Origin of the sequence: Nonomuraea sp. NPDC049649, assembly GCF_040675175.1 — a bacterium.
Taxonomy (GTDB): Bacteria; Actinomycetota; Actinomycetes; order Streptosporangiales; family Streptosporangiaceae; genus Nonomuraea.
In genome coordinates this window covers 299,164-318,451 of sequence record NZ_JBFAOH010000003.1, presented here as the reverse complement: position 1 = coordinate 318,451, position 19,288 = coordinate 299,164, and the positions used below count along the sequence as shown (strand labels likewise).

General features: G+C 71.9%; 16 protein-coding genes. 6 read left to right on the top strand and 10 right to left on the bottom strand.

From position 1 onward, the window contains the following. Positions 1-53 precede the first annotated feature (53 nt). From AB0J42_RS06750 to AB0J42_RS06725, 6 genes are all read right to left on the bottom strand, one after another. Positions 54-2,927, bottom strand: coding sequence for an AAA family ATPase (locus tag AB0J42_RS06750; protein ID WP_364289679.1), 2,874 nt, complete (start codon positions 2,925-2,927; stop codon positions 54-56). Between the two features lie 32 nt (positions 2,928-2,959). Beyond that, complete coding sequence (locus AB0J42_RS06745) at positions 2,960-3,394, bottom strand: GNAT family N-acetyltransferase (protein WP_364289677.1); 435 nt, start codon at positions 3,392-3,394, stop codon at positions 2,960-2,962. A 155-nt stretch (positions 3,395-3,549) separates the two neighbouring features. Continuing rightward, positions 3,550-4,698 (bottom strand): acyl-CoA dehydrogenase family protein, encoded by a 1,149-nt coding sequence (locus tag AB0J42_RS06740; RefSeq protein WP_364289862.1) that lies wholly within the window; start codon positions 4,696-4,698, stop codon positions 3,550-3,552. Between the two features lie 3 nt (positions 4,699-4,701). Then, positions 4,702-5,613: a hydroxymethylglutaryl-CoA lyase gene (locus AB0J42_RS06735; RefSeq protein WP_364289675.1), complete on the bottom strand. Its 912-nt coding sequence runs from the start codon at positions 5,611-5,613 to the stop codon at positions 4,702-4,704. Continuing rightward, positions 5,613-7,595: a biotin carboxylase N-terminal domain-containing protein gene (locus AB0J42_RS06730; protein WP_364289673.1), complete on the bottom strand. Its 1,983-nt coding sequence runs from the start codon at positions 7,593-7,595 to the stop codon at positions 5,613-5,615. Before AB0J42_RS06730 ends, AB0J42_RS06735 begins: the two co-directional genes overlap by 1 nt. Before the next feature lie 2 nt (positions 7,596-7,597). Further along, the gene (locus AB0J42_RS06725) at positions 7,598-9,178 is read right to left on the bottom strand and encodes a carboxyl transferase domain-containing protein (RefSeq protein WP_364289671.1); all 1,581 of its coding nucleotides are present in this window, start codon (positions 9,176-9,178) and stop codon (positions 7,598-7,600) included. Positions 9,179-9,244: 66 nt separating this feature from the next. On the opposite strand from AB0J42_RS06725, the gene AB0J42_RS06720 reads away from it, so the two are divergent. The 5 genes from AB0J42_RS06720 to AB0J42_RS06700 all read left to right on the top strand — a co-directional run bounded on the left by AB0J42_RS06720 (position 9,245) and on the right by AB0J42_RS06700 (position 12,968). Continuing rightward, positions 9,245-9,841 (top strand): TetR/AcrR family transcriptional regulator, encoded by a 597-nt coding sequence (locus AB0J42_RS06720; protein WP_364289669.1) that lies wholly within the window; start codon positions 9,245-9,247, stop codon positions 9,839-9,841. Positions 9,842-9,946: 105 nt separating this feature from the next. Beyond that, entirely contained in the window at positions 9,947-10,504 is a 558-nt protein-coding gene (locus AB0J42_RS06715) for a PadR family transcriptional regulator (protein WP_364289667.1), read from the top strand. Then, entirely contained in the window at positions 10,501-11,478 is a 978-nt protein-coding gene (locus AB0J42_RS06710; protein WP_364289665.1) for an ATP-binding cassette domain-containing protein, read from the top strand. Before AB0J42_RS06715 ends, AB0J42_RS06710 begins: the two co-directional genes overlap by 4 nt. 3 nt (positions 11,479-11,481) lie before the next feature. After that, positions 11,482-12,345 carry an ABC transporter permease gene (locus AB0J42_RS06705; protein WP_364289663.1) on the top strand — a complete coding sequence of 288 codons (864 nt, stop codon included), beginning with the start codon at positions 11,482-11,484 and terminating at the stop codon, positions 12,343-12,345. Between the two features lie 83 nt (positions 12,346-12,428). Beyond that, the gene (locus tag AB0J42_RS06700) at positions 12,429-12,968 is read left to right on the top strand and encodes a hypothetical protein (protein ID WP_364289661.1); all 540 of its coding nucleotides are present in this window, start codon (positions 12,429-12,431) and stop codon (positions 12,966-12,968) included. A gap of 48 nt (positions 12,969-13,016) precedes the next feature. Here the strand turns inward: AB0J42_RS06700 and AB0J42_RS06695 are convergent, their stop codons facing one another. Beyond that, positions 13,017-14,345 (bottom strand): hypothetical protein, encoded by a 1,329-nt coding sequence (locus AB0J42_RS06695; RefSeq protein WP_364289659.1) that lies wholly within the window; start codon positions 14,343-14,345, stop codon positions 13,017-13,019. Positions 14,346-14,581: 236 nt separating this feature from the next. Between AB0J42_RS06695 and AB0J42_RS06690 the strand changes: the two genes are divergently transcribed. Further along, the gene (locus AB0J42_RS06690; RefSeq protein ID WP_364289657.1) at positions 14,582-16,762 is read left to right on the top strand and encodes a thiamine pyrophosphate-dependent enzyme; all 2,181 of its coding nucleotides are present in this window, start codon (positions 14,582-14,584) and stop codon (positions 16,760-16,762) included. A 3-nt stretch (positions 16,763-16,765) separates the two neighbouring features. Here the strand turns inward: AB0J42_RS06690 and AB0J42_RS06685 are convergent, their stop codons facing one another. Genes AB0J42_RS06685 through AB0J42_RS06675 form a run of 3 tightly spaced genes read right to left on the bottom strand, consistent with a single transcriptional unit; the run spans position 16,766 to position 19,260 of the window. Further along, a complete protein-coding gene (locus AB0J42_RS06685) occupies positions 16,766-17,884 on the bottom strand; it encodes a magnesium and cobalt transport protein CorA (RefSeq protein WP_364289655.1) in 1,119 nt (372 codons plus the stop codon). A gap of 13 nt (positions 17,885-17,897) precedes the next feature. Beyond that, complete coding sequence (locus tag AB0J42_RS06680; RefSeq protein WP_364289653.1) at positions 17,898-18,368, bottom strand: nuclear transport factor 2 family protein; 471 nt, start codon at positions 18,366-18,368, stop codon at positions 17,898-17,900. A gap of 4 nt (positions 18,369-18,372) precedes the next feature. Continuing rightward, positions 18,373-19,260, bottom strand: a complete 888-nt coding sequence (locus AB0J42_RS06675) for an amidohydrolase family protein (protein WP_364289651.1) — start codon at positions 19,258-19,260, stop codon at positions 18,373-18,375. Positions 19,261-19,288 lie beyond the last annotated feature (28 nt).

The following is a 19,288-nucleotide window of genomic DNA, read 5'->3' as shown; positions in this document are numbered from 1 at the left end:
CCGAAAGCGGCGGCTCACGAGCTGAGCCGTCTCGACCACCGGACAGCCGCGGATCAGTCGTCGAACAGCCGTAGCTCGTGGGCCCTGGCCGCGGCCTCGCCCCGGGAGGCGACTCCGAGCTTGGCCAGGATGTTGGACACGTGCACGCTGACCGTCTTGACGGCGATGAACAGCTCGGCGGCGATCTCGCGGTTGCTCCGCCCCAGGGCGACGTGGCGCAGCACCTCCAGCTCGCGGGCGGTCAGGCCGAGCGGCGGCCCGCCCGCCGGGGAAGCGCCGGTGCCGGCGATCCCGGCCCGGCGGGCCAGCGCGTCGATCCGTTCCAGCAGCGGCCGGGCGCCCAGGCTCCGCGCCAGCTCGCCCGCCGTGGCCAGCCGCGCCGCCGCGTGCTCGCGCTTGCCGCACGCCAGCGCGGCGTGCGCGGCCCCCTCGCAGACCCGCGCCTGCGCGTACGGGTTACGCAGCGCCGTCCAGGCGGCCACCGCCTCCTCCCAGGCGTGCAGCCGGGCCGCCGGGTCGTCGCCGGGCCCGGTCAGGGCAGTGACGGTGAGCCGCTGGGCCTGCTGGAGGTCGCCTTCGGCGGGCATCTCCCGGGCGATCGCGCGGACCTCGGCGGCCACCTCGCCATCCAGCGCCGCCAGGCTCGCCAGCACCGCCCAGGTGTAGCGCGTCTCGGCGGCCGGGTCGCAGGAGCGCAGCAGGCGCAGGGCGGCCTCGCGGGCCTCGTCCAGGCGGCCCCGGGCCAGCAGGAGCTCTGTCTCGCGGCGGCCGTAGGGCAGGGTGGTCTGCCAGCGGAAGCTGCCGCGTGCGACGATGCGCCGGATGGCGGCCTGCAGCTCCTCGGCCCGGTCGAGCCGGCCGCGGGCCAGCTCGATGTCGACGGCGAGGCCGCGCAGCCCGGCCTGGTGGGGCGGGGGCGGCACCAGGTCGAGGGCGTGCTCGATCACCTCCAGCGCTTCGTCCCAGCGGCCGAGCGACATCAGCGGCTCGGCCAGGTTGATCGACAGGAAGGTGCCGGAGGTGCGGGCCAGCCCGTACTGCTCGGCCAGCGCGATGCCTTCGCGGGCGACCTGGGCGGCCTCCTCGTGACGCCCGGCGCCTTCGAGGCTGTCGGACTCGGAGATGGCGGCCCGCATCAGCGGGCTGTAGGCGTCGGAGCGGGACGCCAGCCGCCGGGCCTCGGCGTAGCCGCCGCGGTGCTTGTCGAGCTCGCCGAAGCGTAGGCAGCGGGTCCAGGTGAGGCTGATCAGGGCCTGCGCCTGGACGGTGTCGTCGCCGGTGCGGCGGCCGATCTCGATGGCCTGCCCGGCGGTGGAGATCCGCTCGGCGAGCTGCTCCGGCCGGTAGATCATGCGGGCCAGGGTCTCCAGCACCTGGCCGCGCAGCCGGGTCGGCGGCTCGGCGGGGACCAGGGCGGCCGCCGCGCGCAGGTCTTCGACGTGGCCGGGCCGGTTCAGGTCGTAGCGGACCAGGCCGCGGTGGCGGAGCAGGCGGGCGGCCGTCACCGGGTCGGCGTCGCGGTCGATCTCGCCGAGCGCGGCCGAGGCGAGCGCGACGGAACGGTCGTACTCGCCCGCGAGGTAGGCCGCCAGGGACGTGCGGCGCAGCAGCTCGGTGTGGCCGCAGCCGATGCGCTCGGCCGCGTCGGGCACGTGGTCCCACAGCTCCAGCACGCGCGACAGCATGCCCAGCTGCTCGTCGTAGGCGGTGGCGCGGCGGGCCTCGGCGGCGGCCTGCCAGGCGCTGGCCAGCGCCCAGGTGGTGTCGCGGGCGGAGTACCAGTGGTGGGCCAGCTCGATCGCGCCGCGCGGCGCGGGCAGCACCGACAGGTCGCGTTCGAGCGCCTCGGCGAAGCGGGTGTGGAGCCGGGCGTGCTCGCCGGGCAGTAAGTCGTCGTGGAGCGCCTCGCGGATCAGCGCGTGGCGGAAGGCGTAGCCCTCGCCGTCGACGGCGAGCACGTTGCCGGCCACGGCGGGGCGGAGCGTGGCGGCCAGCGCCGCCTCGTCCAGGCCGGTCACGGCGGCCAGCAGGGCGTGCTCGATGCGCTGGCCGCCCGCGCTGGCCACCCGGAGCAGCTCCTGGGTCTCGGCGGGCAGCCGTTCGACGCTGGCCAGCAGCAGGTCGCGCAGCGTCTCCGGGAGCACGCCGCCGGACCCGCCCCCGGCCAGCAGCGCCTCCACGAAGAGCGGGTTGCCCTCGCTGCGCGAGTAGACCAGCTCGACGTCGGCGGGCGACGGCTCCCGGGACAGGATGGCGGCCGCCTGCGCGGCGACCTCGCGGCGGCTCAGCCGGCCCAGCTCCACCCGGGTGACCCAGGGGACGCGGGTCAGCTCGGCGAGGAGCGGGCGGAGCGGGTGGGAGCGGTGGAGCTCGTCGGAGCGGTAGGTGACGACGATCATCAGGCGGCCGGTGCCGCGCTGGTAGCGGACCAGGAAGGAGAGCAGGTCGCGGGTGGAGCGGTCGGCCCAGTGGGCGTCCTCCACGACCAGGATGACCGGCCGGTCCTCGGCCAGCCGCTCCAGCAGGCCGAGCAGCTGCTCGAACAGCCGGGCCCGGGCCTCGGCGCCGTCGCGGTCGGGCTCGCCGAACTCGGGCAGCAGCCGCGCCAGGCCCCGGGTCGTGCGGCCGGGCACCAGCTCCACGACCCGGTCGCGGCCGATCTCGCGCACCAGGCCGCGCAGCACCGCGGTGAAGGGGGCGAAGGGCAGGCCCTCCGCGCCGAGCTCCAGGCAGTGGCCGACGAGCACGAGCGCGTCGCCCGCCCGCGCGGTGAACTCCCCCATGAGCCGGGTCTTGCCCACCCCGGCCTCGCCGCCGACGAGCACGGTGGCGGCGTCGCCGCCGCGCGTGCCGGTCAGCGCGCCCTCCAGCAGCTCCAGCTCGCCGGCCCGGCCGACGAACAGGGGGCTCACCTGATGGATGGTCATGCCGCCCAGCATGCCATCCGGCTACGACAAGATCAGCGCAGCACCTTGCGGTAGAAGGTGGCGGAGGCCTCGTAGCCGAGCGCGTGGTAGAACTCCGGCGCGCGCCGGGTCGCCATCGACACGTAGCGGGCGCCCCGGCCGCGCGCCCACTTCTCGAACTCGACGAGCAGGGCGCGCCCGATGCCCTTGCGGCGCTTGCCGGACTGCACCATCGCCTCCTCCACCCAGGCGACGGGGCCGTTGGCGAAGAGCGTCAGGTGGACGTTGCCGAGCAGATAGCCGAGCACACGCCCGTCGACGACAGCGGCGAGCAGCAGGGTGTCGTCGTCCTTGAGCAGCTCCGGCAGCGCGGCGTCGAACGCCTCACGCTCCGGCCGGAAGGTGAGCCCGAACTCGCGCGCCAGGGCGAACACCTCGTCCGCGTCGGACTTCTCCACCCTCCTGATGAGAAGATCGTCTGCCGTCATGACGTATGACACTAGATCGTGCCCCGTTCCCGAGTCCAATCACCCATGAGTCGCGGATCGCCCAGACCCGGCCCGCGGGCGGTGGCGGCCCGCTCTGGTGACATTCCCGGCATACCTCCCGGACACTCCGGCTGTCCCGGGAGCGGGGCGTCTTCTCACAGGTCGCCGAGGCCGAGCTGGCGGGCGATGAGCATGCGCTGCACCTCGGACGTGCCCTCGCCGATCTCCAGGATCTTGGCGTCGCGGTAGAAGCGGCCCACCGGGAATTCGTTCATGAACCCGTACCCGCCGAAGATCTGCGTCGCGTCCCGCGCGTTGTCCATCGCCGCGTTGGACGAGACGAGCTTGGCGATCGCCGCCTCCTTCTTGAACGGGACGCCCGCGAGCATCATCCCGGCCGCGTGGTAGTAGGCCAGGCGGGCGGTGTGGACGCGGGCCTCCATGTCGGCGATCTTGAACTGGATGGCCTGGTAGTGGCCGATCGGGTTGCCGAAGGCGTGGCGCTCTCGCACGTACTTCAGGCACTCGTCCACGCAGCCCTGCGCCAGGCCGACGCTGAGTGCGGCGATGGCGACGCGGCCCTCGTCCAGGGTCTGCAGGAACTGGGCGTAGCCGCGGCCGCGCGTGCCGAGCAGGTTGGCGGCGGGCACCCGGCAGTCGGAGAACGACAGCTCGCGGGTGTCGGAGGCGTTCCAGCCGACCTTGGAGTACTTCTTGGACACGGTGAAGCCCGGCGTGCCGGACGGGACGAGGATGGTGGAGATCTCCCGCTCGCCGGTCAGCGCGGCCACGCCGACGACGCCGGTGATGTCGGTGCCGGAGTTGGTGATGAACGCCTTCGTCCCGTTGATCACCCACTCGTCGCCGTCGAGCACGGCGGTGGTGCGCATGCCGCCGGGGACGTCCGAGCCGCCACCCGGCTCGGTCAGGCCGAACGCGCCCAGCATCTCGCCGGTCGCCAGCTTCGGCAGCCAGTGCTCGCGCTGCTCCTCGGTGCCGAACCGCAGGATGGGCATCGCGCCGAGCGACACCGCCGCCTCCAGGGTGATCGACACGCTGGAGTCGACCCTGGCCAGCTCCTCCAGCGCCAGGCAGAGGGCGAAGTAGTCGCCGCCCATGCCGCCGTACTGCTCCGGGATGGGCAGGCCGAACAGGCCCATCACGCCCATCTGGCGGACGATGTCGTACGGGAACTCCTCGCGCTCGTAGTAGTCGCCGATGACGGGGGCCACCACCTCGCGGGCGAAGGCCTCGACGGTCTTGCGCAGCTCCTGGTGTTCGGGAGAGAGCTTGTTGATCATGATGCATCAGCCTTTCGCGAGGGCCTGGACGACGCGGGAGGGGCTGGGCCGGCCCAGGCGGTCGGCCAGCCAGGTGCTGGTGGCCACGAGCTTGTCCAGGTCGAGGCCGGTCTCGATGCCGAGCCCGCGCAGCATCCAGACGAGGTCCTCGGTGGCCAGGTTGCCGGTGGCGGACTCGGCGTACGGGCAGCCGCCGATGCCGCCGGTGGAGGCGTCCACGGTGGTGACGCCCGCCTTGAGCGCGGCCAGCGTGTTGCCGAGCGCCTGGCCGTAGGTGTCGTGGAAGTGGACGGCGAGCCTGTCGGGCGAGCCGAACGCCTCGATGAGCGCGGTGACGTGGCCGGGCGTGCCGACCCCGATCGTGTCGCCCAGCGACAGCTCGTAGCAGCCGAGGTCGAGCAGCCGCCGCCCCACCTCGACCACCTGGGGGACGGGGGTGGGGCCCTCCCAGGGGTCGCCGAAGCACATCGACACGTACGCGCGCACCCGCACCCCGTGGTCGAGGGCCCGCCTGATCACCGGCTCGAACATCTCGAACTGGCTCTCCAGGGTGCGGTTCAGGTTCTTGGCGGCGAACGTCTCGGTGGCGCTGGCGAACACCGCGATCTCCGCGACGCCCCGCTCCAGCGCCCGGTCCAGGCCGCGCTCGTTCGGCACCAGCACCGGGTAGCGGACGCCGGGCCTGCGTTCCAGCCGGTCCAGCAGCTGCTCGGCGTCGGCGAGCTGGGGCACCCACTTGGGGTGGACGAAGCTGGTCGCCTCGATCACCCGGTGCCCGGCGTCCGCGAGCCGGTCGATGAACTCCGCCTTCACCTCGACGGGCACGATCGCCGCCTCGTTCTGCAGGCCGTCGCGGGGGCCGACCTCGTAGACGGTGACCTGCTCGGGCAGACCCGCCATCGGGTACGTGCGCGTCATCACGCCTCCTCCACCACGGCGAGCACGGCGTCCATGTCGACGGACCGGCCTGCCTGGACGGGCAGCTCGGCGACGCGGCCGTCGCGGGGCGCGGTGACGGTGTGCTCCATCTTCATGGCCTCCACGATCAGCAGCGGCTGGCCTTCCTTGACCTGGTCGCCGACCTGGGCCTTGACCACCAGGACCGTGCCGGGCATGGGGCTCCTGACCACGCCGTCGCCGCCGCCCGCCGCGCCCTGGCGGTCGCCGGGGTCGCCGATGAGGTGCCGGGTGACGGGCCAGGCGTGCCCGTCGCGGCCGAGCCAGACCGTCTCGCCGTCCCGGGCGCACACGTACCGGGCCGTACGGCCGTCCAGGGTCACGACGATCTCGCGCTCGTACGTGCGCAGGACGGCGGGGACCGGCGGCCCGCCGGCGACTCCGACCTCGGCGCCCTCCCGGGGCAGGCCGCGCACCTGGACGGGGTGGACGCCGTCGCGGGTCTCCAGGCGCCAGGTGGTCCAGGCCCGCTCCCCGATCCGCCAGCCGTCCATGACCTCCCACGGGTCGGAACCGGCCGGCTGGTCGTGGAAGACGAGCGCGGCGGCGGCGAGCACGTCCGGAGGGGTCGCCCGCTCCGTACGGGCCGCGTCCGCGCGGTCCGGGCCGGCGGCGGGCAGCAGGTCCGGCAGGGCTCGTTCGACCAGGCCGGTGTCGAGCTCCCCGGCGCGGACCGCGTCGTGGGCGAGGAGCGCGCGCAGGAACGGCACGTTGGTGGTGACCCCGAGCACGACGGTCTCGCCCAGGGCTCGGTCCAGCGCCCGCAGCGCCCCCGCCCGGTCCGGCGCCCAGGCCACGACCTTGGAGAGCATCGGGTCGAACTCGCTGCCGACCACCCCGCCCTCCAGCAGGCCGGAGTCCACCCGTACGCCGGGACCTGACGGCTCGCGCAGGGCGAGCACGCGGCCGCCGGTGGGCAGGAAGCCGCGCGCGGGGTCCTCGGCGTAGACGCGGGCCTCGACGGCGTGGCCGTCGAGGCGGACGTCGTCCTGGGTGAACGGGAGAGGCTCCCCGGCCGCCACCCGGAGCTGCAGCTCCACCAGGTCGAGGCCGGTGACCAGCTCGGTGACGGGGTGCTCGACCTGGAGCCGGGTGTTCATCTCCATGAAGTGGTGGTCGCCGGTGGTGCCGTCGACGATGAACTCCACGGTGCCCGCCCCGGTGTAGCCGACCGCGCGGGCGGCCTCGACGGCGGCGGCGCCCATGCGGGCCCGGGTCTCGTCGTCCACGAAGGGCGACGGGGCCTCCTCGACGATCTTCTGGTGCCTGCGCTGGAGGCTGCACTCGCGTTCGCCGAGGTGGACGACGTTGCCGTGGCCGTCGGCGAGGATCTGGATCTCGATGTGGCGGGGCCGCTCGACGTAGCGCTCGATGAGCAGGGTGCCGTCGCCGAAGGCGGCGGTGGCGGTGCGCCGGGCCGAGGCGAGGGCGTCGGGCAGCTCCGCCGCCGAGCGCACCAGCACCATGCCCTTGCCGCCGCCGCCCGCCGACGGCTTGATCAGGGCGGGGAAGTCGGACCAGGTCTCCAGCGCGTCGCCGGGCTCGGCGGCGCCGGGCACCACGGGCACGCCCGCCGCCGACACGGTCCGCTTGGCGCGGATCTTGTCGCCCATCGCCTCGATGGCCTCCGCGGGCGGGCCGACGAAGACCAGCCCGGCCTCGGCGCAGCGGCGGGCGAAGGCGGCGTTCTCGGCCAGGAAGCCGTAGCCGGGGTGGACGGCGGCGGCCCCGGAGAGCCGGGCCACCTCCACAATCGCCTCAATATCCAAGTATTTCGGGATCTGGTGGGCTTCGTCGGCCTCGATCACGTGCCGCGCGCCCGCGTCGGCGGCCGTGTGCACGGCGACCGCGCCGATGCCGAGCGCCCGCAGGGTGCGGATGATCCGGACGGCGATCTCGCCCCGGTTGGCGACCAGCACCCGGCCGAACAGGGAATCAGTCATGATCACATCCGGAAGACGCCGTAGCCGACGGGTTCGAGCGGGGCGTTGGCCGCCGCGGACAGGGCCAGGCCGAGCACGGTGCGGGTGTCGACGGGGTCGATCACGCCGTCGTCCCACAGCCTGGCGGTGGAGTAGTACGGGTTGCCCTGGTGCTCGTACTGGGCCCGGATCGCGTCGGGGTCCGCCCCGCCCGCAGAGGAGCCCACCGTGGTGAGCACGTTCGCGGCCTGTTCGCCGCCCATGACCGAGATACGGGCGTTCGGCCACATCCACAGGAAGCGCGGATCGTACGCCCGGCCGGCCATCGCGTAGTTGCCCGCGCCGAACGAGCCGCCGATGACCACCGTGAACTTGGGCACCCGGGCGCAGGACACGGCGGTGACCATCTTGGCGCCGTGCTTGGCGATGCCACCCGCCTCGTAGGCCTTGCCGACCATGAACCCGCTGATGTTCTGCAGGAACAGCAGCGGGATCCGCCGCTGGTCGCAGAGCTCGATGAAGTGCGCGCCCTTGAGCGCGGACTCGGCGAACAGGATGCCGTTGTTGGCCACGATCCCCACCGGATGCCCGTGGAGGTGGGCGAACCCGGTGACCAGCGTGTGCCCGTACTCCGCCTTGAACTCCAGGAACCGGGACCCGTCCACCAGCCGCGCGATCACCTCGCGCACCTCGTACGGCTGCCGCGTGTCGGCGGGGACGATCCCGTACAGGTCGCGCGGATCGTGGGCGGGCGGCTCGGGGTCGGCCACCTCCCACGGGCGCGCCGCGCGCGGCGCGAGCGTGGAGACGATGTCGCGGACGATGGCGAGTGCGTGCGCGTCGTCCTCGGCGAGGTGGTCGGTCACGCCGCTGACGCGGGCGTGCAGGTCGCCTCCGCCCAGCTCCTCGGCCGTGACCTCCTCGCCGGTCGCCGCCTTCACCAGCGGCGGGCCGCCCAGGAAGATCGTGCCCTGGTTCCGTACGATGACCGCCTCGTCGCTCATGGCCGGCACGTACGCGCCGCCCGCGGTGCAGGAGCCGAGGACGGCGGCGATCTGCGGGATGCCGCGCGCGGACATTGTGGCCTGGTTGTAGAAGATGCGGCCGAAGTGGTCGCGGTCGGGGAACACCTCGTCCTGCTTGGGGAGGAACGCGCCGCCGGAGTCGACCAGGTAGACGCAGGGCAGGTGGTTGCGGAGCGCCACCTCCTGCGCGCGCAGGTGCTTCTTGACGGTCACCGGGTAGTACGTGCCGCCCTTGACGGTCGCGTCGTTGGCCACGACCACGCACTCGCGTCCGGAGACCCGGCCGACGCCGGTGATGATGCCGGCGGCCGGTGCCTGGTCGTCGTAGAGGCCGTTGGCGGCCAGCGGCGACAGCTCCAGGAAGCGCGAGCCCGGGTCGAGCAGCGCGTCGACGCGCTCGCGGGGAAGCAGTTTGCCGCGTTCGACGTGGCGCGCGCGGGCGCGCTCCGGGCCGCCGAGCGCGGCGGTGGCCAGGCGCTCGCGGAGTTCGCCGGCGAGCCGCTCGTTGAGCTCGGCGTTGCGCCGGTACGCCTCACTCCCGGGGTCGGCGGCCGACTTGAGAATCGGCCAGTCGCTCATGTCTGCCCTCTCGTCATGGCCAGAATGTTAGTAGTCATTAACGTAGACGTCTAGCATGATGTCACTGTGACGACTGCCCCGACACCTACCCGCAGCCGCGGCAACAGACGTGCCGAGATCCTCGACGCCGCGGCGAGACTGTTCGCCGCGCGCGGCTTCCACGGCGTGCCCATCGAGGACATCGGCGGCGCGGTGGGCGTCTCGGGGCCGGCGCTCTACCGCCACTTCAGCGGCAAGGAGGCGCTGCTCGCGGAGATGCTCCTGGGCATCAGCTCCCGGCTGCGCGACTCGGCCGTCGAGGTCGTCACGGCCTCCGCCAGCCCGGCCGAGACCCTGGACGCGCTGCTCGACGCGCACATCACGTTCGCCCTGGAGCAGCCCGCGCTGATCACCGTGCACGACCGCGAGCTGGGCAACGTGCCGGAGCGGGAGCGGCGCCAGATCCGGCGGCTGCAGCGGCTGTACGTGGAGGAGTGGGTGACGGTGCTGGCCGAGCTGCACCCGTCCTGCCCGGCGGCGCGGCTGCGGGCCGCCACACACGCCGTCTTCGGCCTGCTCAACTCGACCCCGCACAGCGCGGGCGAGCTCCCGCCCGAGGCCATGCGGCCCCTGCTCCGGGCGATGGCTCGGGCGGCTTTCGAGGCCACCGTTAACGACCACTAACACCTTCGGAGGGACCGGGTTCGCCGCGGCCGACGCGGAAAAAGGGATTGCTGTCCCAACTATCTAGATATATCGTCAGAACATCTCGATAGTTGGAGGAAAGCTATGCATGATCGACATGGCTGGCCCGGGCCTCCGCACCCGCAGATCCCCCCCGGACCGCCACCCCCGCACTTCCCGTTCCCCCCGCCGGGCACCCCCGGCATGGACGCCGCGCCCCGGGTGCGGCGCGGCGACGTCCGGGCGGCGCTGCTCCTGCTGCTCGGCGAGGGGCCCCGGAACGGCTACCAGATGATCCAGGACATCGAGACGCGCAGCCGCGGCGTCTGGCGGCCCAGCCCCGGCTCCGTCTACCCCGCGCTCCAGCAGCTGGAGGACGAGGGCCTGGCCACCGGCGACGACGCGGGCGGCAGCCGCTCCTACCGCCTGACCGGGCAGGGCCGCGAGGAGGCCGGGCGCCTGCTCGCCGAGACGGCGCCGTGGGACGAGGTCGCCCGCACCGTGCCGGAGGACCGCCACGAGCTGCGCCTGCTGTGGGGCCAGCTCGGCGAGGCGTTCGTCCACCTGGCCAGGACGGCCGACGACGCCCAGGTCGCCAAGGCCAAGAAGCTGCTCAGGCAGACCCGCAAGTCCGTGTTCCAGATCCTGGCGGAGGACCGATGAGCGAGGACGCCGCCGTCGTCGTGAGACGGCTGACCAAGACGTACGGCAAGACCGAGGCCGTCAAGGGCATCGACTTCGAGGTGGCGCCCGGCGAGGTGTTCGGCTTCCTCGGCCCCAACGGCGCGGGCAAGACCACCACGATCAGCATGCTCTGCACGCTGGCGAACCCCACCGGCGGCACCGCCACCGTCGCCGGCCACGACGTGGTCGAGGAGCGCGACGAGGTCCGCAGGAACATCGGCCTGGTCTTCCAGGACCCCACCCTCGACGGCTACCTGAGCGCTGAGCAGAACCTGCGCTTCCACGCCGAGCTGTACGGGGTGCCCCGCGGCGCGGTGGACGCCCGGATCAAGCGGGTCATGGAGATGGTGGCGCTCTGGGACCGCAAGGACGCCAAGGTGATGACGTTCTCCGGCGGCATGAAGCGCCGGCTGGAGATCGCCCGCGGGCTGCTCCACTCCCCGCGGGTGCTCTTCCTGGACGAGCCGACCGTCGGGCTCGACCCGCAGACCCGCTCCGCCATCTGGGGCTACATCAACGAGCTGCGGGTCAGCGAGGACATCACGATCTTCATGACCACCCACTACATGGACGAGGCCGAGTACTGCGACCGGATCGCGATCATCGACCACGGCGAGATCGTGGTGATCGACTCCCCGGAGCGGCTCAAGGCCAGCGTCGGCAAGGACCGCGTGCAGCTCCACACCCGCGACAGCGAGGGCGCGATCAGGGCGCTGCGCGAACGGTTCGGGCTGGAGGCGGCGGTGCACGAGGGCGCGGTGACGTTCGCCGTGGCCTCCGGCGAGGAGTTCGTGCCGCGGCTCTTCGCCGAGCTGGGCATGCCCATCACGTCGGTGAGCGTGTCACGGCCGTCGCTGGACGACGTCTTCATGAACTACACCGGCTCCACGATCCGCGACGCCGAGTCCGGTGACGACCAGAAGGCCTTCATGCGCGCGATGGCGAGGCGATGACCCATGGCGACAGAGGCGACACAGGCGATACGGGTGCGGGTGCCGGCCCGCGGCGCCGCGCACGACCTGCGGGCCGTCAAGGTGGTCCTGCACCGCGAGATGCTCCGCTTCCTCAACGACCGCACCCGCATGGCGTCGATGCTGCTGCAGCCGGTGCTCTGGCTGTTCGTCATGGGCACCGGGCTGGGCTCGCTGGTGCAGGCGTCCATCCCCGGGGTGGACTTCCGCACCTTCATGTACCCCGGGATGATCTCCATGACGGTGATCATGACGGGCATGTTCTCGGCCGGGTCCATCGTGTGGGACCGTGAGTTCGGGTTCATGCGCGAGATGCTGGTCGCACCGGTGTCGCGCGCCGCCATCGTGGTGGGCAAGTGCCTCGGCGGCGCGATCGTGGCCACCGGGCAGGGCATCGTCATCCTGGCCATGGCGGGGCTGGTGGGCGTTCCGTACCAGCCCGTGCTGATGCTCACGCTGCTGGCGGAGATGTACCTGGCGGCCTTCACCATCACCGCCTTCGGGGTGATGCTCGCGGCGCGGATGAAGAACATGCAGGCCTTCTTCGGGCTGATGCAGATGGTGATCATGCCCATGATGTTCCTGTCGGGCGCCATGTTCCCGCTGGCCAACCTGCCGTCGTGGCTGCACGTCCTGACGGTGGTCAACCCCATGACGTACGCGGTCGACCCGATGCGGCAGGCCGTCTTCTCCCACCTCGACGTGCCGGCCGAGGTGAACGCGGCCCTCAACCCCGGGGTGCAGTGGTTCGGGTGGCAGGTGCCGGTGCCGGTGGAGCTGGGGCTCGTGGCGGCGCTCGGGGCGGCGCTGCTCGCGGTGGGCATCGCCCAGTTCAAGCGGGCGGACTAGAGCATCGTTCGGATGCGAAGACCGCTCACGGACGGTAACTTTCCTGATGCGAATCGCTACCCCCCAGCGGAAAGGAACCGCCCATGTTCGATCTGCAGACACGCTTGGATGAGCATGAGGAGAGGATCGCGGCCCTCGAGGCACGTACAGTGAGCGGCGTGCCTGACATGAGCATCGCCGACCGCTTCACCGCCCTGCACGACCGCATGGACGACGTCGGCAGGAACGTCCTCAAGAAGATAGACAAGGTACGCGGCGAGCTGTCGACGCAGATGCTCGCCTTCGAGGTCGAGACGCGCGACCGCTTCACCAAGGTGGAAACCCGGCTCGGCCTCATGGACGAGCGGCTCATCCGCATGGACGACCGGCTCGACGACGTCGACGACCGCCTCGACGGCATCGACAAGCGATTCGAAGCCGTCGACCAGCGATTCGACAGCATCGACCAACGATTCGAAGCCGTCGACAAGCGGCTGGATCGGCTCGACACGCAGTTCGGCGAGCTCAGGCAGGACGTCTCCGGACTCAAACAGGATGTCGGCGGGCTCAAGCAGGACATGGGTGACATCAAGGCGATGCTCGTCGGCCTGGGGGCCACGGCTCCCGGCGATCGGGTGAACTGACGGGTGAGGCCCGGGACACCGCGCGGTGTCCCGGGCCTCAGTGATTGGTCAGCGTCGTACGCGGACGTAGTCGGAGCCGCTGGTGGCGCCGTTCGTCCGGCTGTCGCCCTCGAAGACGAAGCGCCAGCTGCCGGAGGTCCAGGCGCGGACCTTCGTGTACAGGCGTCCGTTGTCGCTCGCGGTGACACGCTTCACGAGCCTGTAGTCGTCAGACCGGTTGGACTTGAAGTAGAGGCCGACCTTGCCCCCGTACCCCTTCCAGGTCCCGTTCCGGTCGACCTGGAGCCGGGCCAGGACGCCCAGGTTCCGGCCGCGCTTGGCGGGCTCGGGGCCGGCGTTGAAGCCGACGATCCGGGCGTCGGCCTTCTGGACGACCCGCACCCAGTCGGGGCTGCTGACCGAGCCGTCGTGCCGCCGGTCGCCCCTGTACACCGCGCGCCACCAGCCGCTCTGGTCGGCGCTGGCGGAGGTGTGGAAGCGGCCGCGCCGGTCGGTGCGGTCGCTGGTGACGTTCCGCCAGTGCCGCGAGCCGGCGGCCCTGAACTGGATGGTCACGCGCTCGCCGGGCAGCGCCCGCCGGCGGTCGACCTGGAGGGTGCCCCGGAAGCGCAGCTTGTCGCCCTTGGCGACGGGCTCGCGGTAGGCGTCGAAGCCGGCGATCCGGGTGTCGCGCTTGCGGTCGCGGACCCGGACGTCGTCGGTGTCGCTGACCGACGCCTTGGCCTCGGCGTTGCCGCCGAACTCGGCCCTCCACTCGCCGCTGCGCCACGGCTTCACCCTGGCGGTGAACCGGCCGTCGCGGTGCGTGCGCACCGTGGTGACCTTGCGGAAGTCGTGGGAGCGGCGGGCGCGGAAGCTGATCGCGATCTCCTGGCCGCGGTAGCCCTCGCCGTCGGCCTGGAGCTGGCCGGAGAGCCGGGTCCGGTCGCCCTCGGTCACCCGGTCGGGGTTGGCGTCGAATCTGACGATCTTCGTTTCGAGCGCCTTCTTGACGTCGAAGGTGCCCCTGACGGGTTCGCTGCTCTTGTCGCCGTTCGCGGCGGTGGCGGTGTAGGTCCACTTGCCGGCGGTGCCGACGGAGTGCTCCAGCCGGAATATGTTCCGGCCGATCCGCTTCGCCGCAATGATCGGCTGAGTGCCGACTCCCGGAGGAGTGAAGACCATGCTCGCCTTGTCGGCGTCCTTCGTCCGGATGGTGAAGGTGACCTTGGCGCTGCTGTCGAGAAGCACCACCGGCGACGCCGGGTTCATCCTCACTCCGGTGACGGCCGGCGCGGGGGGCGCCTTGACCTGCGCCGACGCCGGTGGCGGGAGGACGAGCACACCGGCCCCCACCGCCATCGCGACGGCGATCGTACGCATGCGTTGTAACGACATTCGGGTTCCTTCCTGGATATCCCGGTTGTTTCAACGCGGCTTTGAGGGTGCCACGTAGTAACCCAGTAGACGGGGTGGCGCGGGATGAGGTTCACCATTCTGACAAGCTGTAATTCATCTCTGTCAAACGGACCGGTCCAACACATCTCACCCCCGACTGGCAGACGGACAGCGCGCTCAGCGGCATAATCGCCTGTGTGGCGCGCGACACGGTTGAGACTCATTTCATCCAGGCAGTGGAAGCACTTCAGACGGGCCCGGCCAGGGATCCCGGCGCTCCGGTGAGGGAGGGCGCCGCGCTCACCCTCGAACGATGCCGGGCGCTCTACCAGCGCCAGCTCGACAGCAGGTTGCTCGACATCGCCGCCCGCTGGCTGCGCGGCGAGGGCGAGGGCTTCTACACCATCGGCTCGGCCGGCCACGAGGGCAACGCGGCCGTGGCCGCCGCGCTGCGCCCCGACGACCCGGCGCTGCTCCACTACCGGTCCGGCGCCTTCTACCTCACCAGGTCCGAGCAGGCCGGGCGGCTGCCCGAGCAGGGCATCAGGGACGTGCTCATGGGCCTGACCGCGTCGGCCGAGGAGCCGATCGCGGGCGGCCGCCACAAGGTGTTCGGCCATCCCGAGCTGGCCATCATCCCGCAGACGTCCACGATCGCCAGCCACCTGCCGCGGGCGGTGGGGGTGGCGTTCTCCATCGAGCGCTCCCGCGCGCTGGGCGTGCGCTCCCCCTGGCCGGACGACGCCATCGTGGTGTGCAGCTTCGGCGACGCCTCGGTCAACCACGCCTCGGCCCTGACGGGCTTCAACACCGCCGCCTACGCGACCTACCAGGGGCAGCGGATGCCGATCCTGTTCGTGTGCGAGGACAACGGCATCGGCATCAGCGTCAAGACCCCCCGGGGCTGGGTGGAGACGGCCGCCCGGCGGCCCGGCATCGAGTACTTCGCGGCCGACGGCTGCGACCTGGCCGACGCGTACGACACCGCCCTGCGCGCGGTGGAGCACGTGCGCACGCACCGCTCCCCCGCGTTCCTGCACCTGTCGACGGTGCGGCTGATGGGGCACGCCGGCTCCGACGTCGAGTCGGCGTACCGCACCCAGCGCGAGCTCCGCGCCGACCTGGCGCGCGACCCGCTGCTGCGGACCGCGCGGCTGCTCGTCGAGGGGGGCCTGATCACGCCCGACGAGCTGCTGCGCCGGTACGAGCTGGCGCGCGAGCACGTGCTGCGGGTCGCGAAGGAGACCACCCGGCTGCCCCGGCTCGGCTCCGCGGAGGAGATCATGGCGCCGATCGCGCCGCGCGACCCCGACCTGGTCGCCAAGCTCAGCCCGGTGGCGGCGGAGAACGCGACGCGGGAGCGGACGTTCGCCGGGACGCTGCCGGAGTCGGAGAAGCCGCTGACACTCGCCCAGTCGATCAACCGCACGCTCGCCGACGCGCTGGCGGTCCACCCCGACATGATGATCTTCGGCGAGGACGTCGCCAAGAAGGGCGGCGTCTACGGCGTCACCCGCGGCCTGCAGAAGCGGTTCGGCCCCGCCCGGGTGTTCGACACCCACCTCGACGAGCAGGCCGTCCTCGGGCTGGCCCTGGGCGCGGGCGTGTCCAAGCTGCTGCCGGTCCCGGAGATCCAGTATCTGGCCTACCTCCACAACGCGATCGACCAGCTCCGGGGCGAGGCCGCCACGCTGTCGTTCTTCTCCCAGGGCGCCTTCCCGAACCCGATGGTGGTGCGGATCGCCTCGTACGCCTACCAGAAGGGGTTCGGCGGCCACTTCCACAACGACAACGCGATCGCGGCGCTGCGCGACATCCCGGGCCTGGTCATCGCCTCGCCGTCACGGCCCGACGACGCCCCGGCCATGCTCCGCACCTGTCTCGCCGCCGCGCGCACGCAGGGGTCGGTCTGCGTGTTCCTGGAGCCGATCGCGCTCTACCACACGAAGGACCTGTTCGAGGAGGGCGACGGCGGCTGGCTCGCCCCGTACGCGCCCCCGTCGCGCTGGGCGGAGACGCACGTCCCGATCGGCAGCGCCCGCTCCTACGGCGACGGGCGCGACCTGACGATCGTGACCTTCGGCAACGGCGTGCGGATGAGCCTGCGGGCGGCGGTGCGGCTGACCCAGGAGGGCTACAGCTGCCGGGTGCTCGACCTGCGCTGGCTGGCGCCGCTGCCGGTGGAGGATCTGCTGCGCGCGGCGGAGCTGACGGGCAAGGTGCTCATCGCCGACGAGACCCGCCATTCGGGCGGGGTGTCGGAGGGCGTCATGGCCGAGCTGCTGGACGCCGGGTTCCAGGGCCAGGTGGCCCGGGTGACCTCGGCCGACAGCTTCATCCCGCTGGGCGCCGCCGCCGACCACGTGCTGCTGTCGGAGGAGGAGATCGAGCAGGCCGCCCGCAAGCTGCTCTCCTGACGGTCAGAGCCAGCCGCGCCGTTTGAAGATGCTGTACAGGATGACGCAGACGGTGACCATGAGGCTGATCGCGAACGGGTAGCCCAGGGCCCAGTGGTACTCGGGCATGTTCTCGAAGTTCATCCCGTAGATGCCGCCCACCACGGTCGGGGCGAACAGGATGGCGCCCCAGGCGGAGATCTTCTTGACCTCCTCGCCCTGCCGGATGCTGACCTCGGTCATCCTGGCCATCTCGGCGTTCTGCGCCTGGGTGACCAGGGTGGAGTTGACCACCAGGATGTCCTGGAGCTGCTGGCGGAAGGAGGCCACCCGCTCGTTGGCGGTGATGGCGTGGTCGGCGACGTCGCCCAGGTAGGTCTGCAGCTCACCGTCGACCCCGTACTTCTCGGCGCCGGCGATGAACCCGTCGATCATCCGTACCAGCGGCGCGGTCGCGCGCTGGAACTCGATCACCTCGCGCGACAGCTCGTAGACGCGGCGGGAGACGGCGGGGTCGCCGCCGAACACCTGGACCTCGATCTCCTCGATGTCCTTCTGGAGCCCGGCCACGACCGGGGCGTACCCGTCGACCACCGCGTCCAGGATCGCGTAGAGCACCGCCTGCGGCCCCTTGCGCAGCAGGTCGGGCTCCGACTCCATGCGCCTGCGCACCACTTGCAGGTCGGGCGTCTCGGAGTGGCGGACGGTGAGCACGAAGTCGGGGCCGACGAAGACGTGCAGCTCGCCGAAGGCGACCTCCTCGGCCTCGTCGAGGTAGGTGGCCGCGCGCAGCACGACGAAGAGGGTGTCTCCGTAGCGGTCGGCCTTGGGGCGCTGGGAGCCGACGATGGCGTCTTCGAGGGCCAGCTCGTGGAGCTGGAACGCCTCGGCGAGCTTGACCAGCTCCCACTCCTTGGGCCGGTACAGCCCTATCCAGGCGAGCGCGCCGGGCTTGTCCTTCAGGCAGCGGAAGGCGTCGGCCAGCGAACCGGGTGTGTCGATGACCCGGCCGTCCTCGTAGACGGTGTTGTTGATGACGGTCGGGCGGTAGGGCTGGTCCTCGCTCGGCCGCGGATCCATCGACTTCTCGGGAGCCCGCTCGCGGTTCAGCCCGCCGCGCCGGCGCCCGTGCGCCCTGGCCATGCCACCTCCTGTGTCAGGTCACGAACTCTTCGAGCCTCCGCATGGCCCGCTCGCGGATGCTCTGCCGCCAGCTCGGCGTCCAGCCGAACAGCAGCACGTGGGGGCGGCCCAGCGCCATCTTGGACCAGCGTCTGAAGTCGAACTCCTCGTGGTGGCGGACGATCAGGTCGCCCTCGAACCGGAAGAGCGCCTCGATCTCGTTGACCACGTCGCGGCCCGTCTCGTCCATCCGGTAGCGGGCCGTGTAGCGGGCGGTGCCGGAGAAGTCGTCGGCGCTGGCGCCGTGGAACTCGGTCGACAGCCCGCCGTCGCGGCTGAGCTGGAGCCGCCACTTCGCCATCACCCTGGCGCGGCCCTCCAGCTCCTGGAAAACGGGATCTCCGAAGCTGACCTCGGGATGGTAGCAGGCCGCCATGGCCGCCTCGTCAGCACGGCGAAGGGCCTCATAGAACGCGCATATCAGCGCAACGTGCCGATCGTTCACCTTGCTATCGAACCATGGCCAGGCCGTTGCCCCAGCAGACGGCCCGCACCCAGTCGTCTCCGAGATCGAGCCGGCCGAGCGCGTGCAGCTGATGGGCGTACGGGTGAGGGATCGTCGGGTAGTCACTGCCGAGCACCACCTTCCCCGCCAGCCCGAGTTCACGCAGGGCCGGTCGGAGCCGGGCGGGAAACGGCATGCCGGCCTCGGTGAAGTCGGTGAAGGCCATCGTGGTGTCGAGCGCCACCCGCTCGTAGCGCTCGGCCAGCGCGAAGAACGGGTCGTACTCGGGCATGCCGAGGTGCGCGATGATGGCCCGCAGCCGGGGATGCCGGCGCAGCACCTCGCCGATCGGCTCCGCGCCCACGTACCCGCCGGGCACCGGCACCGAGCTGGCGTGCACCACCACCGGCACGCCGGTCTCGGCCAGCAGCCCCCAGACGTCGTCCAGCTCGGGCAGCGCGGGGTCGAAGTTCCCCACCTGGAGGTGGACCTTGAAGATCTTCGCGCCGCGGTCCAGGGCCCGCCGGACGTAGGCGGTGACGCCGGGCTCGGGGTAGAAGGTGGCCGAGGGCAGGCAGCCGGGCGTCCGCTCGGCGAACCCGAGCGTCCAGTCGTTGAGGTCCGCCGCCATGCCCGGTTTATGGGCGTACGCGAGTGCGGGGAAGGCCGTCACCCCGAGCTCCCGCAGCCGGGTCACCCGGTCGTCGACCGGCCACTCGTACTCGATCTTCCAGCCGGCGCCCATGAGCGGGCCGCCGTGGCGGAAGTGGTGCCAGACCCGGCGCTCCATCCGCTCGGGCAGGAAGTGGACGTGCAGATCCACCAGGCCCGGGAGCCCGAGCGCCGCCCACCAGGCGGGCACCGCGTCATCGGAATAAAGCTCTGTGGCCACAATCGTGACTTTACCTGGATAGGGTCTG

What these genes read in the sequence shown, in the direction of transcription:
- AB0J42_RS06750 (WP_364289679.1), bottom strand. Translation starts at nt 2,927, where the DNA reads ATGACCATCCATCAGGTGAGCCCCCTGTTCGTCGGCCGGGCCGGCGAG.
- AB0J42_RS06745 (WP_364289677.1), bottom strand. Translation starts at nt 3,394, where the DNA reads ATGACGGCAGACGATCTTCTCATCAGGAGGGTGGAGAAGTCCGACGCG.
- AB0J42_RS06735 (WP_364289675.1), bottom strand. Translation starts at nt 5,613, where the DNA reads ATGACGCGCACGTACCCGATGGCGGGTCTGCCCGAGCAGGTCACCGTC.
- AB0J42_RS06730 (WP_364289673.1), bottom strand. Translation starts at nt 7,595, where the DNA reads ATGACTGATTCCCTGTTCGGCCGGGTGCTGGTCGCCAACCGGGGCGAG.
- AB0J42_RS06725 (WP_364289671.1), bottom strand. Translation starts at nt 9,178, where the DNA reads ATGAGCGACTGGCCGATTCTCAAGTCGGCCGCCGACCCCGGGAGTGAG.
- AB0J42_RS06715 (WP_364289667.1), top strand. Translation starts at nt 9,947, where the DNA reads ATGCATGATCGACATGGCTGGCCCGGGCCTCCGCACCCGCAGATCCCC.
- AB0J42_RS06710 (WP_364289665.1), top strand. Translation starts at nt 10,501, where the DNA reads ATGAGCGAGGACGCCGCCGTCGTCGTGAGACGGCTGACCAAGACGTAC.
- AB0J42_RS06705 (WP_364289663.1), top strand. Translation starts at nt 11,482, where the DNA reads ATGGCGACAGAGGCGACACAGGCGATACGGGTGCGGGTGCCGGCCCGC.
- AB0J42_RS06700 (WP_364289661.1), top strand. Translation starts at nt 12,429, where the DNA reads ATGTTCGATCTGCAGACACGCTTGGATGAGCATGAGGAGAGGATCGCG.
- AB0J42_RS06695 (WP_364289659.1), bottom strand. Translation starts at nt 14,345, where the DNA reads ATGTCGTTACAACGCATGCGTACGATCGCCGTCGCGATGGCGGTGGGG.
- AB0J42_RS06685 (WP_364289655.1), bottom strand. Translation starts at nt 17,884, where the DNA reads ATGGCCAGGGCGCACGGGCGCCGGCGCGGCGGGCTGAACCGCGAGCGG.